Origin of the sequence: Apibacter sp. B2966 (assembly GCF_011082485.1) — a bacterium.
Lineage (GTDB): Bacteria > Bacteroidota > Bacteroidia > Flavobacteriales > Weeksellaceae > Apibacter.
On record NZ_CP049714.1, the window covers coordinates 586232 to 598879 of the forward strand.

12 protein-coding genes are annotated in these 12648 nt (G+C 31.6%); 2 read left to right on the plus strand and 10 right to left on the minus strand.

Annotated elements, in window-relative coordinates; all coding sequences use genetic code 11:
* Positions 1–24: 24 nt before the first annotated feature.
* Positions 25–300: a hypothetical protein gene (locus G8C43_RS02475; protein ID WP_166003908.1), complete on the minus strand. Its 276-nt coding sequence runs from the start codon at positions 298–300 to the stop codon at positions 25–27.
* Positions 301–342: 42 nt separating this feature from the next.
* Here G8C43_RS02475 and G8C43_RS02480 point away from each other — a divergent pair, with 42 nt between their 5' ends.
* Entirely contained in the window at positions 343–807 is a 465-nt protein-coding gene (locus G8C43_RS02480; protein ID WP_166003910.1) for a hypothetical protein, read from the plus strand.
* Positions 808–1707: 900 nt separating this feature from the next.
* Positions 1708–2127 (plus strand): hypothetical protein, encoded by a 420-nt coding sequence (locus G8C43_RS02485; protein WP_166003912.1) that lies wholly within the window; start codon positions 1708–1710, stop codon positions 2125–2127.
* 79 nt (positions 2128–2206) lie between these two features.
* Here the strand turns inward: G8C43_RS02485 and prmC are convergent, their stop codons facing one another.
* The 9 genes from prmC to G8C43_RS02530 all read right to left on the minus strand — a co-directional run bounded on the left by prmC (position 2207) and on the right by G8C43_RS02530 (position 12636).
* A complete protein-coding gene (gene prmC / locus G8C43_RS02490) occupies positions 2207–3076 on the minus strand; it encodes a peptide chain release factor N(5)-glutamine methyltransferase (RefSeq protein ID WP_166003914.1) in 870 nt (289 codons plus the stop codon).
* Between the two features lie 91 nt (positions 3077–3167).
* Complete coding sequence (gene secA / locus G8C43_RS02495; protein ID WP_166003916.1) at positions 3168–6500, minus strand: preprotein translocase subunit SecA; 3333 nt, start codon at positions 6498–6500, stop codon at positions 3168–3170.
* Positions 6501–6597: 97 nt separating this feature from the next.
* Entirely contained in the window at positions 6598–6819 is a 222-nt protein-coding gene (locus G8C43_RS02500; protein WP_055424695.1) for a DUF2795 domain-containing protein, read from the minus strand.
* A gap of 529 nt (positions 6820–7348) precedes the next feature.
* On the minus strand, positions 7349–7930 hold the full coding sequence (locus G8C43_RS02505; RefSeq protein WP_166003918.1) for a porin family protein: 582 nt from the start codon (positions 7928–7930) through the stop codon (positions 7349–7351).
* A 40-nt stretch (positions 7931–7970) separates the two neighbouring features.
* Complete coding sequence (sucD, locus tag G8C43_RS02510) at positions 7971–8843, minus strand: succinate--CoA ligase subunit alpha (RefSeq protein ID WP_166003919.1); 873 nt, start codon at positions 8841–8843, stop codon at positions 7971–7973.
* 35 nt (positions 8844–8878) lie between these two features.
* Positions 8879–9790: a UDP-3-O-(3-hydroxymyristoyl)glucosamine N-acyltransferase gene (locus G8C43_RS02515; RefSeq protein ID WP_105297764.1), complete on the minus strand. Its 912-nt coding sequence runs from the start codon at positions 9788–9790 to the stop codon at positions 8879–8881.
* Positions 9791–9839: 49 nt separating this feature from the next.
* On the minus strand, positions 9840–10406 hold the full coding sequence (gene efp / locus G8C43_RS02520) for an elongation factor P (protein ID WP_105297765.1): 567 nt from the start codon (positions 10404–10406) through the stop codon (positions 9840–9842).
* A 33-nt stretch (positions 10407–10439) separates the two neighbouring features.
* Positions 10440–11228, minus strand: coding sequence for an acyl-ACP--UDP-N-acetylglucosamine O-acyltransferase (lpxA, locus tag G8C43_RS02525; protein ID WP_105297766.1), 789 nt, complete (start codon positions 11226–11228; stop codon positions 10440–10442).
* A gap of 4 nt (positions 11229–11232) precedes the next feature.
* The gene (locus G8C43_RS02530; protein WP_166003921.1) at positions 11233–12636 is read right to left on the minus strand and encodes a bifunctional UDP-3-O-[3-hydroxymyristoyl] N-acetylglucosamine deacetylase/3-hydroxyacyl-ACP dehydratase; all 1404 of its coding nucleotides are present in this window, start codon (positions 12634–12636) and stop codon (positions 11233–11235) included.
* Positions 12637–12648: the final 12 nt, after the last annotated feature.

The following is a 12648-nucleotide window of genomic DNA, read 5'->3' on the forward strand; positions in this document are numbered from 1 at the left end:
TTCGGACTGTTCCAGTCCGCTATTTTAAAATTTTTGTCGTGCGAAGCACTCCTTTTTCGGGGCTTTTTTTCGCTCTTTCAGAGCGATATTTTTTTGCTTTTGAAGTCTGTTTTGCTTGTCTTTCGTTGTCGGTTTTTGGACTTTTAGCGGTTGTTTTTGTCGGTTTTTCGGGGGCTTTTTTTCTTCTTCTTTTTCTTTGGTTTTTTCGGGGTTTCTTACCGTTCCAAAATCGCTGAAAATAAAGCGGATTGGGCGTTTTCCCTTTCTTCTCTTTGTTGATAACCCGATTTTATTTCTCACATTTTTTTGCTGTTTTTTGTCTGTTATTTAATGCTTTTCAAGATGAAAAATTTACACATTACCAACGCTAATTTTATCACGTACAAAGATGATTTTTTGACCGTTGATATTTTGGGCGGAGTGGATTTGTCGCAGGTAGAAAGATTGGTTTGCACGCTTCGGATTTCTTTTGAAAATTATCCGCCATTCCGCACCACTTTGGATTTATACAACGACAACCAAACGGACAAACTACAAAGAACGCTTTGCGATAAATGGGAACTGAAAATTATTGAAGTAAGCCGAACCTTACACGCTTTGACAATGCAATTAGAAGATTACCGACTGCAACAATTAAAGTTTATCGGCAAAGCTCCGCAACAGCAATTTATCATTTCTGAAAACGATAAAAGGAATGCAATACAGTTTTTAAAACATAGACATTTATTAGGACAACTTATTTTAAAACTCAATACCACAAGGTTTTTGGGGGAAAATGAGAATAAAGTAATAATATTTTTGACGTAGTCTTCCTACAAATTTGAAAATCCTTTTTCGTTTATATGCTTGGTAAAATCAGTTTTCGGCAAAATTTACATTCTGCAGAAGTTAAGCGAATTATACCTAATGGTTTGTACACATTCCATACGCAAAATAAAAATAAATCATAAAATTATTGCATAAATACACAAATTTTCTATTAACCTTATTTTAAGGCATTGATTACTAATTATAAACACACAATCAAAAAGACATAAATAATTATTCCGTTTTTTGTCATTAAATATATATCTTATTTATACTAATTGAATATTTTTTAAGCATGAATTATATAAATTTTTTTATTAGCTATTTTTAGCAAAAAGCTTAATATTTCTTTCATTTACGCATTAAATGAGATTAAAGAATATATAATTTTCGATCATATTATATTTACTTAATAACGTATTAAACGACATTCAAAAGACTTAAAAAATCTATACAAACCTTATTAATTATATGTTTATCCGCGATTTAAGAATATATTAATTTTATGTCCTTTTTTTAAAAGAACACTTAAATTAAATTTAATGCTTAAGAGAAAAGCTATTTAAGCATGACGACTCCCTTTTAATTTAACTTTGGTAAAAGACAGTTTTAGAAAAATTGTATCTAATTATTTATAATAAAAATATTTTAAAAATGAATTTAAATATATTAATGTTTATGATTTTCTTTATAGTAGTTGTATTACTATTTTGGAGAATTCCTGATAAAAAATTAAAATTAATTACTGTTTGTATTAAGTCTTTATTACAAGTATTACCGATAACTCAAGTTATCAAGATGATAATAGAAGTGCGTAATAAAAAATAATAAATATAAATTTTTAAATATATATACTTATATTTCAATTAATATGCTTATATTTATAAAAATATAAAAATTATGGAAGATTCTGATTATACATTGGAGAGAAAAATTAAAATTGGCAAAGAGGAATATACTTGTACTTTTGACTTTGATTTTAGAAGTAATCACTTATTTAAAGATGCAACTAAGGATAAAAATTATTTTGATGATCATTACAGCAATAATTCCGAAACCAGCCATACGCTTTTAAATTTATTTGAATTAGCTAAAGCATTTGAAAGTGGAAAAATTACCTTTATACCAAACGTTTATAAAGATAAAAGATTTTCAATTAATATACCTAATTCACATGATTTTATATATACCTATCGCAGGTCTTTAAATGGAAATGAATCCAGTATATGCGCCCGTAACTGTAGCGGAATTAAATTAGAAGGAACGTATGTTACCGATAAAAAATTGAAATTTTCTCGTTTAGGAAGTATTATTTTATAAAATAAAGCTTATTTTTTATCTTAAAATTTAATTTTTTTATTTCTAAAGCAATAATACATTACATAAAAAATTTACTTGTTTAGGAAGCTATCTCTTTAGCCTTAATCATCCTAAAATTTCCGGATATATCTTGTTTTAATTCCACGTAATTAAAGTATTCCAAAAACAGTTGTCTGGTTTTTTCTCCTAAATCTTGATTAATTTCAACATATATTCTTCCTTGTGGTTTCATGTTTTTTAGTGAAAAATCTATTATACTCCTGTAAAAAACCAATGGATCATCGTCCGGCACAAATAAGGCCTTGGATGGTTCATGATTGACTACCCTACTTTCCATATCTTCTTTTTCATATTCTCTGATATAAGGAGGATTGGATACAATAATATCATACTTTTCAGTATTCTTTATTAGGTGACCCGTATTAAGTAGATCAGCCTGTATAAAATCTACCTGTACTTGATTACTTTCTGCATTTTTGTTAGCCAAATTTATCGCCTTTTCGTCAATTTCAAGAGCAGATACTTTTGCTTTTAAGTTTTTAGCTAATGCAATAGCAATACATCCACTTCCGGAACATAAATCGATGATATTCAACTCATCATTTTTATTTTCAAAGTCATTACAAATCCAAGATACCAATTCTTCTGTTTCCGGTCTGGGAATCAAAACATGGGGATTTACAGAAATTTTACAGCCGTAAAATTCCGTATAACCTACCACATATTGATAAGGCATACCGCTTATTAAATGAAATAAGGCTGTTTGAAAAAGTGTAGGCTTTATTTGAGAATCTTCTTGCATTTCATCCAATCCTAATTTTAAAGTAATTTTATCTTTATGCAAATATGTTTCTGCCAACGCATAAAAAATAATATCTATTTCTTTAAGAGTATATAGCGAAGAAAGATTTTTAATAAACTCGTTCCTAATTTCTGCTAATGATTTCATGCTAAATGCATTAAGGTTATAATTTTTTTATAAAAAACCGGAATAATAAAATATTATTATTCCGGCTCAAATTTCTAATATTTTTTAGAAGTTATTCATCTTCTTGATCTACCAATATCCAACTTCCCTCCTCTATGAGACTTTGCGCTTGTTTAAATTTCAAAGATTTAACTTCTCCGGTTCTCAAATTACGCACATGTACCATTTCATTTCTTCCGATCTTGTTTACACGTAATGGTTCGGAAACCGGTTTTTCTTGAGTCTGTTTATCATCATTTTCAACAAATTCTCTGCTCTCAACCACTTTTTGTTTTACTTCACGAGCTTGTTCTATTTTTGATTCTTCAGGTTCAGATGGTAAACCTCCTTTGAACAAGAAAGAGATAATTTCTTTATTGGTTTTATCTAACATATCCCTAAATAAAGCAAAGGATTCTTGTTTATAAATAACCAACGGATCTTTTTGTTCGTAAACGGCTGATTGTACAGACTTTCTTAATTCATCCATCTCTCTTAAATGTTCTTTCCAATTTTCGTCTATTAATGCTAAAGTAATTCCTTTTTCAAAGTCTTTTAATAAAGCTTTTCCTTCAGAGTTATAAGCATCTTCTAAATTGGTGGTTACATTTAATACTTTTGTGCCGTCAGTAAAAGGAACGGAAATATTTTTAAATGTGTTTCCTCTTGCTAAAAAGACGTTAGATATGATAGGATACAACTGTTGTGCCGTATTTTCTAATTTTTCTTTATAATAAGCTTCTGCTTGTTCAAAAACTTTATCAACAAGTTCTTTTTCAGATAATCTGTTAAATTCTGCTTCATCTACAGGAGTATCCATAGCAAACACTGTTGCTAACTCAAACTCAAAATTTTTATAGTTTTTATCTTGTTTATTGTCTCTTACTAATAAAGCAGCCGTATCATAAATCATGTTAGCGATGTCGATACTTAATTTCTCACCAAAAAGAGCATTTTTACGTCTGCTGTAAATTACTTCCCTTTGTTTATTCATTACATCGTCATATTCCAACAATCTTTTACGAATTCCAAAGTTATTTTCTTCAACTTTTTTCTGAGCTCTTTCAATGGAGTTAGTGATCATAGAATGTTGAATTACATCTCCTTCCTTATGCCCTAATCGATCCATCATTTTAGCTATTCGATCAGAACCGAATAAACGCATTAAGTTATCCTCTAGAGATACATAGAATTGAGAAGATCCCGGATCTCCCTGACGACCGGCACGACCTCTTAACTGTCTGTCTACCCGTCTAGAATCGTGTCTTTCCGTACCAATAATAGCCAACCCTCCTGCGGCTTTAACTTCATCCGTTAACTTAATATCGGTACCCCTTCCGGCCATATTGGTAGCAATAGTTACTACACCCGGATTTCCCGCTTCTGCAACAATGTCTGCTTCTTTTTTATGTAATTTTGCATTCAATACATTATGCGGTATTTTTCTTAATTTTAAAGCTTTGCTTAATAATTCGGAAATTTCTACAGAAGTAGTTCCCACCAATACCGGTCTTTTATCTTCTTGAGATAAACGTATCACCTCATTTAAAACGGCATTGAATTTTTCTCTGTTGGTTTTATAAACTAAATCTTGTTGGTCGTTTCTAATTACAGGTTTGTTGGTAGGAATAACCACTACATCTAATTTATATATTTCCCAAAATTCTCCGGCTTCCGTTTCGGCAGTACCGGTCATACCTGCCAATTTATTATACATTCTGAAGTAATTCTGTAAAGTAATTGTAGCAAATGTTTGTGTTGCTGCTTCGACTTTTACATTTTCTTTAGCTTCTAAAGCTTGATGCAATCCATCAGAATAACGACGCCCTTCCATAATACGTCCGGTCTGCTCGTCAACAATCTTAACTTGTCCGTCAATTACAACATATTCTACATCTTTCTCAAACAAAGTATATGCCTTGAGCAACTGACTTAAAGAATGAATACGTTCGGATTTGATAGCAAAGTATCGTAAGAATTCTTCTTTTTCTTTATGTTCTTCTTCTTTGGATAAGTTTTTATTTTCAATATCGGCAAATACAGTTCCTAAATCTTCTAATACAAAAAAGTTAGGATCGGAATTTCCTTTTGACAAAAATTCAATTCCTTTATCGGTAAGTTCCACCTGATTATTTTTTTCATCAATTGAAAAATATAAATCTTTATCTGCCTCAGGCATCATTCGGTTATTATCCGATATAAAATAAGCTTCAGCTTTTAACAAAATAGCTTTGTTCCCTTCTTCTGAAAGGTATTTAATTAAAGGCTTATGTTTAGGTAATCCTCTATATACTTGATATAATTTATAACCTCCTTCTTTTTTATCTCCAGAAGCTATTAATTGTTTTGCTTCCTGAAATAATTTTGAAATTTCATTTTTTTGAGCCGTAAAAATGGTTTCAACAACCGGTTTTAATTCCTGATATTCTTGTTTATCTCCTTGAGGTACCGGTCCGGATATAATCAATGGCGTACGTGCATCATCTACTAGAACGGAATCTACCTCATCGACAATGGCATAATTAAGTTCTCTTTGAACTAAATCATTTGGAGAATTTGCCATATTGTCACGTAAATAATCGAATCCAAATTCATTATTGGTTCCGTAAGTAATATCAGCAAGATAGGCTTGTCTTCGAGATTCCGAATTGGGTTGATGGTTATCTATACAATCTACTTTTAATCCATGAAATTCAAACAAAGGAGCCATCCATGCGGAGTCCCGTTTTGCTAAATAATCATTAACTGTTACTACATGAACTCCACGTCCCGGTAAAGCATTCAAATACATAGGAAGCGTTCCTACTAAGGTTTTGCCCTCTCCGGTAGCCATTTCAGCAATTTTTCCTTGATGTAATACTGTTCCCCCTATATATTGAACATCATAATGAATCATGTCCCATTTTACTTCTTTACCCGCCGCATTCCAATAATTTCTCCATACGGCTTTATCTCCTTCAATGGTAACATACTCTTTAGTTAATGCCAATGTTTTATCAAACTCGGTGGCTGTAACGGTAATAGTATTGTTTTCAGCAAATCGTCGGGCTGTTTCTTTAATTAAAGCATACGCTTGAGGAAGTATTTCTTCCAATATTCTTTCTTCTACTTCGTAGGATTCCTTCTCAAATTTTTCAATCTCGCTGTATAATCGCTCTTTTTCGTCTATATTATCAACATTTTGAGTATGTTCTTTTAATTCTGCAATTTTATTTTTAAGATCAAAAGTTGCTTGAGATATTTTTTCTTTAAACTCAATGGTTTTAAATCTTAGATCATCAAAAGATAAAGAAGAAATACTTTCTTCTTCCTTTTTAATTTTGTCCAGATATTTATTTAATTGTGCAAGATCTTTTTTATGTTTATCCCCAATAAATAATTTGAGGACTGAATTTAATATATTCATTATATGTAATTAATTTGTACGTACAAATGTACTAAAAAAAAGCTTTTTTAGTATGAACTATGAAAAGTAAAGCCCTAAACGAGCTAGGGCTTATAAATTAGTATTCATCTTCGTTCCAGAGGAAATCATCATCAGTCGGATAATCCGCCCATATTTCTTCAATGCTATCGTAAATCTCGCCCTCATCTTCAATTGCCTGTAGATTTTCAACTACTTCCAAAGGGGCGCCGGTTCTGATGGCATAATCAATTAATTCATCTTTTGTGGCGGGCCACGGCGCATCACTTAAATAAGACGCTAATTCTAAGGTCCAATACATAAGGTAAAATTTATATTATGATTAATTTTTCCTTCCACACATCAAACTTCAAGCCAAATTTTTTAATCCCATTTTTTATTTCTATTTAATACAAATAGTTTCAATTTATAATCTAATTATTATAGTATTTGAGATAATTTGTTCACTTAGTTTATTGGATTATAATCGTCAATAATTTTTATCAAGTTGACTATTATATAGGTCAGACAATATATAAAAGTGATAATTATTGTATTTAAAATATAAATTATTGAACTGTTATAAATAAAAATATTAATATTATTTTTATAAAAAGTGTCCTTTAGTTTAAATAATACATATTTTAAAAATAAATGTTGCAATTTAAAAAAAATAATAGCCGAAAATTTTCTGTCACAAATGTCATATATTATAACTGACAATTTTTCATAGATAAAGCTTAAAGCTGTCGGTATTTTAGATCAAATATTTTAAAAACACAGAGAGTTATAAGCATAAAAAATGGGATTAAACAAAATTAATCCCATGAATATATTTTATTTATATTTCGTTAATCAAAAATATAGGCAAAACCTAAAGCAATTACTGATGTATTTTGTTTTTGGTAAAATTTATCATAAATATCCATAAAACCATAATTATAACGAACGAAAATTTCTGATTTTCTTACAATACTATATCCTAACCCTACTGATATGGATGTATCAAGATTCTTAGGATTGGATCCGTATCGCTTTTTTTCTAAGTCTTTATCTTTTTGGGATATTAATATTCCTAATTGAGGTCCAACTTCTGCAAAAAATTCGCTTTCGGATTCTGATAAATACGCCCTAAAATAAATCGGTATGTTTATATAATTTTGAAAAAATTTAGCTTTCGTTTGATTTCCTGACATCTTAACCTTATCTTTTTCCCCTTGCATGGAATATGATATCTCAGGCTGTATAATAAACCGATTATAATAGTCTAATTGAATTTGAGCTAAAACACCGAAAGATGCTGCATTTCTACTGCTGGATTCTTTATGTATATTGGAAACACTTGTATTTTGAAGTGTTCCTCTTACACCAAATCTTACTTGCGAATAAGACAAAATCGGAATTAATAATAATAAAAGAACGCTTTTTTTCATAAATATATAATTTTTTGGTTTGTTGCTGTGCAAAAAATACCTAAACGAATATTTTGCAAACCGTTTTTCCTATATCAGCAGGAGAGTTGACAACGTGGATACCGCATTCAGCCATAATTTTCATTTTTGATTGTGCTGTATCATTTTCTCCTCCAACAATAGCCCCGGCATGACCCATAGTTCTTCCTTTAGGTGCAGTAATTCCTGCAATAAATCCGACAATAGGCTTGGTTATATTATTTGATTTATACCATAATGCCGCATCCACTTCCAGTTGACCTCCAATTTCCCCTATCATAACTATACATTCTGTATCTTTATCTTCGATAAGTAGTTGCAAGGCATCTTTAATAGATGTTCCTACGATAGGATCTCCACCAATTCCAATTGCGGTTGAAATGCCATACCCGGCTTTAACCACTTGGTCAGCAGCTTCATAGGTTAGCGTACCTGATTTAGAAACTATACCGACTTTTCCTTTTTTAAAAATAAAACCGGGCATGATTCCAACTTTTGCCTCTTCCGCTGAAATAATTCCCGGACAATTGGGGCCTATTAATGTGCAATCGTACGATTTAAGATAATTTTTAACTTGAACCATGTCTTCAACGGGAATACCTTCTGTAATACATATAATAACTTTTATTCCGGCTTGTGCTGCTTCCATTATCGAATCTGAAGCAAACGCAGGGGGAACAAATATGATGGAGGTATTAGCCCCTGTTTGGTCGATGGCTTCCTTAACTGTATTGAAAACAGGTCTATCCAAATGGGTAGTTCCTCCTTTTCCCGGAGTTACTCCTCCAACCACTTGGGTTCCGTATTCAATCATTTGTTCTGCATGAAAAGAACCTTCTTTACCTGTAAATCCTTGAACAATTACTTTGGAATTTTTATCAACCAAAACAGACATATCTATAATTTAAAGATGAATAATTAATTCAATTTTTATTTGGCTAATCTTTTGAGTGTAGCCATTTCTTTTAATTTCTTTTTAGCTTCTTCGGCAGGATAACCAAAATAAGTTTTTCCTGCTTCCAAATTTTTAGAAACTCCCGATTGTGCCAATATCACAGCTTTTTCTCCCACGGTAAGTGATGAGGCAAATCCTGCTTGTCCCCATATGCTCACTTCATCTTGAATATTACAACAACCGGCAATACCTACTTGAGATGCTATTAAACATTTTCTTCCAATAACGGTATCATGTCCCACTTGTATAAGATTATCCAATTTTGAACCTTCACCGATAATGGTAGAAGCTGTAACCCCTCGGTCGATGGTACAATTTGAACCAATTTCAACATTATCTTCTATTATAACATTACCTACAGATTTCAATCGATCATAATAACTTCCGCGGTTTTTATAATAAAAGCCATCACCTCCAAGTACCGTTCCTGATTGTATAACGACATTATTACCTATTTCAGTATAATCATGTATGGTAACATTTGGAAAAATTACACAATCATTGCCAATTTTTACATGTTTACCAATGTAAACTCCCGGTTGTATAACGGTGTTTGTACCAATTTGAACGTCATCGGAAATTAACTTATTTTGAGGCGTAAATTTTACAAAATAATCATTGATTTTATTAAAATCTCTGAAAGGATCATCAGATAAAAGGAGTGCTTTATTTTTCGGACATTCAACCTTTTTATTAATCAAAATTACACTTGCTTCGCTGCGTAATGCTTTGTCATAATATTTGGGATGGTCTACAAAAACTATTTCTCCTTCTTTTACGCGGTGAATTTCGTTAGTTCCATAAATTGGAAAGTCATCTTTTCCAATATATTCACATCCTATAATTGATGCAATGTTTTTTAGTGTAAATGATTTTGGAAATTTCATGATATTAAATAAAAATGATAGGTAAATATACGAATATATTTAATCTTTTCTAATCTTTTACTCTTTCGATATAAGAGCCGTCATCTGTATTAATTTTTATTTTTTCACCGGCCTCAATAAATAGGGGCACTAAAACCTTAGCTCCGGTTTCAATGATTGCATTTTTAAGCGCATTGGTAGCTGTATTTCCTTTAACGCCGGGTTCTGCTTCTATTACTTCCATGATAACACTTGCAGGTAATTCTGCTGACAATGGTGTTTCATCTTCTTCTTTCAGGATAATCATAACCTCCTCTCCTGCTTTCATAAATTGAGCGTTTTCAATCAAATTTTTATCTATATAAATTTGAGAAAAATCGTCGTTGTTCATGAAATGAAAACCATGATCGTCATCATATAAATATTGATATTTGCGAGTAATAACTTTTACATCTTCTATTTTACTACCTGCTGAAAAGGTATTATCAACAACTTTTCCTGATGTTAAAGATTTTAATTTAGTTCTTACAAAAGCAGGGCCTTTACCCGGTTTAACATGTAAAAACTCAATTACTTTATAGATGTCATCATTAAAATTGATACAAAGTCCCTTTTTTATATCTCCCATTCCAGCCATATGTATATAATTTAAATTTTTTTACTACTATTTTTATAATCCTTGAGCGTTAAATCCTCTCATTACCCCCCTCATACTTGATTGTATAAATTGGATGATTTCATCTCTTTCAGGGGTGGCCTCAAATTCAGCTTCTACTACTGATAAGGCCTGTGTGATATTCAATTTGTTTTGAAAAATAACTCGATAAATGTTTTGTATTTCCGCAATTTTATCGGAACTAAAACCTCTCCTTCTTAGTCCTACAGAATTAATACCAACATAGGACAATGGATCCCTTGCTACTTTTACAAAAGGGGGAATATCTTTCCTTACAAGTGATCCTCCGGTTACAAATGCATGATTACCGATAGAACAAAATTGATGTACGGCTGTCATTCCTGCCATAACAACGTAATCTCCTACAGTTATGTGTCCTGCCAAGGTGGTATTATTAGAGAATATACAGTTATTCCCAACTTCGCAATCATGGGCGATATGGGAATAAGCCATTATCAGACAATTTTCACCTATAACTGTTTTCATTTTATCTGAAGTACCTCTACTTACAGTAACGCATTCTCTCAGTACAGTATTATCTCCTATAATCGTTAAAGATTTTTCACCTTTATATTTTAAATCTTGAGGTTCTGCTGAAATTACTGCTCCGGGAAATATTTTACAATTTTTTCCAATTCTAGCTCCCTCCATAATAATGACATTAGAGCCTATCCATGTTCCTTCTCCAATTTCAACATCTTTATAAATAGATGAAAATGGTTCAATAACAACATTCTTTGCAATTTTTGCATCGGAATGTACAAAAGCTAATGGTTGAATCATTTTTCTACTCCTTCTCTTCTTTGGTTTTCGCTACTTGAGCCATCATTTCTGCTTCAACAACCATATGTCCATTACAGTATCCATATCCTTGCATATGTACAATTCCTCTTCGTATAGGTTCTAATAAGTCAATTTTAAAAATTAAGGTATCTCCGGGTATCACCTTTCTTTTGTGCTTCACATTATCTAATTTAATCAAGTAGGTAGAGTAATTTTGAGGATCATCTACATTTTCGAGCACAAAAATACCTCCTGTTTGAGCCATAGCTTCAATTTGTAATACTCCCGGCATAACAGGTTCATTAGGAAAGTGACCTACAAAAAAAGGTTCATTGATAGTTACGTTTTTAACTCCGATTATATGTTTATCATCAACTTCCATTATTTTATCCACCAATAAAAATGGAGGACGATGGGGAAGCATTCTCATGATATCTTTTATATCGTATACCGGTTCTTTTTGCAAATCAATTTCCGGTATATTTTTTCTTTTAAATAATTTATATAATTTATTTAATTTTTTTGCGAACTGTGTATTGCAATGGTGTCCGGGCTTGGTAGCTATGATTTTAGCTTTTAATCGAACCCCTACTAAGGTTAGATCACCAATAACATCTAATAATTTATGTCTGGCTGCTTCGTTAGGATAGTATAAGGTCACGTTATCTAATATTCCGTTAGGTCTTACACTTACTTCCGGCTGATTAAATACAACTTTTAGTTTATCCAGGGTATCCGGTGAAAGTTCTTTATCTACATAAACAATGGCATTATTAATATCTCCGCCTTTTATTAATCCGGAGTCTAATAAAGTTTCCAGTTCATGAAGAAAACTGAAGGTCCTGGCATTGGCAAAATCAGATTTAAAATCTTGAATACTTTTCATGGTAGCATTTTGTGTTCCCAATACTTTCGTACCAAAATCGACCATAGTTGCTACTTCAAAGTGATCGGAAGGTATTGCAGTAATCTCTGAACCTGTTTCCGGATCTGTGTAAGAAATTATTTCTTTTATTGTGAAGTATTCTCTGTTTGCTTCTTGTTCAACTACACCGGCTTCTTCAATAGCTTCTACAAAAAATTTAGATGAACCATCCATAATAGGAGGTTCTGAACTATCCATCTCAATGTATGCATTGTCCAAATCCATTCCGGTTAATGCAGCTAATACATGTTCACAAGTATGTATTTTTACTCCTTTTTTTTCTAAAACGGTACCTCTTTCAGTAGAAGTCACATAGGTTGCATCAGCTTCAATAGTAGGTTGCCCTTCCAAATCCACCCTAACAAAAATAAATCCTGTGTTTACAGGTGCAGGCTTAATTGTCATGACAACTTCTTTACCTGTATGCAAACCTTTTCCTTTTAATGTAAACTCCTGTTTAAGTGTCTTTTGCTTATCTGACATTTTATATAAATT

What these genes read in the sequence shown, in the direction of transcription:
- G8C43_RS02480 (WP_166003910.1), top strand. Translation starts at nt 343, where the DNA reads ATGAAAAATTTACACATTACCAACGCTAATTTTATCACGTACAAAGAT.
- G8C43_RS02485 (WP_166003912.1), top strand. Translation starts at nt 1,708, where the DNA reads ATGGAAGATTCTGATTATACATTGGAGAGAAAAATTAAAATTGGCAAA.
- prmC (WP_166003914.1), bottom strand. Translation starts at nt 3,076, where the DNA reads ATGAAATCATTAGCAGAAATTAGGAACGAGTTTATTAAAAATCTTTCT.
- secA (WP_166003916.1), bottom strand. Translation starts at nt 6,500, where the DNA reads ATGAATATATTAAATTCAGTCCTCAAATTATTTATTGGGGATAAACAT.
- G8C43_RS02500 (WP_055424695.1), bottom strand. Translation starts at nt 6,819, where the DNA reads ATGTATTGGACCTTAGAATTAGCGTCTTATTTAAGTGATGCGCCGTGG.
- G8C43_RS02505 (WP_166003918.1), bottom strand. Translation starts at nt 7,930, where the DNA reads ATGAAAAAAAGCGTTCTTTTATTATTATTAATTCCGATTTTGTCTTAT.
- sucD (WP_166003919.1), bottom strand. Translation starts at nt 8,843, where the DNA reads ATGTCTGTTTTGGTTGATAAAAATTCCAAAGTAATTGTTCAAGGATTT.
- G8C43_RS02515 (WP_105297764.1), bottom strand. Translation starts at nt 9,790, where the DNA reads ATGAAATTTCCAAAATCATTTACACTAAAAAACATTGCATCAATTATA.
- efp (WP_105297765.1), bottom strand. Translation starts at nt 10,406, where the DNA reads ATGGCTGGAATGGGAGATATAAAAAAGGGACTTTGTATCAATTTTAAT.
- lpxA (WP_105297766.1), bottom strand. Translation starts at nt 11,228, where the DNA reads ATGATTCAACCATTAGCTTTTGTACATTCCGATGCAAAAATTGCAAAG.
- G8C43_RS02530 (WP_166003921.1), bottom strand. Translation starts at nt 12,636, where the DNA reads ATGTCAGATAAGCAAAAGACACTTAAACAGGAGTTTACATTAAAAGGA.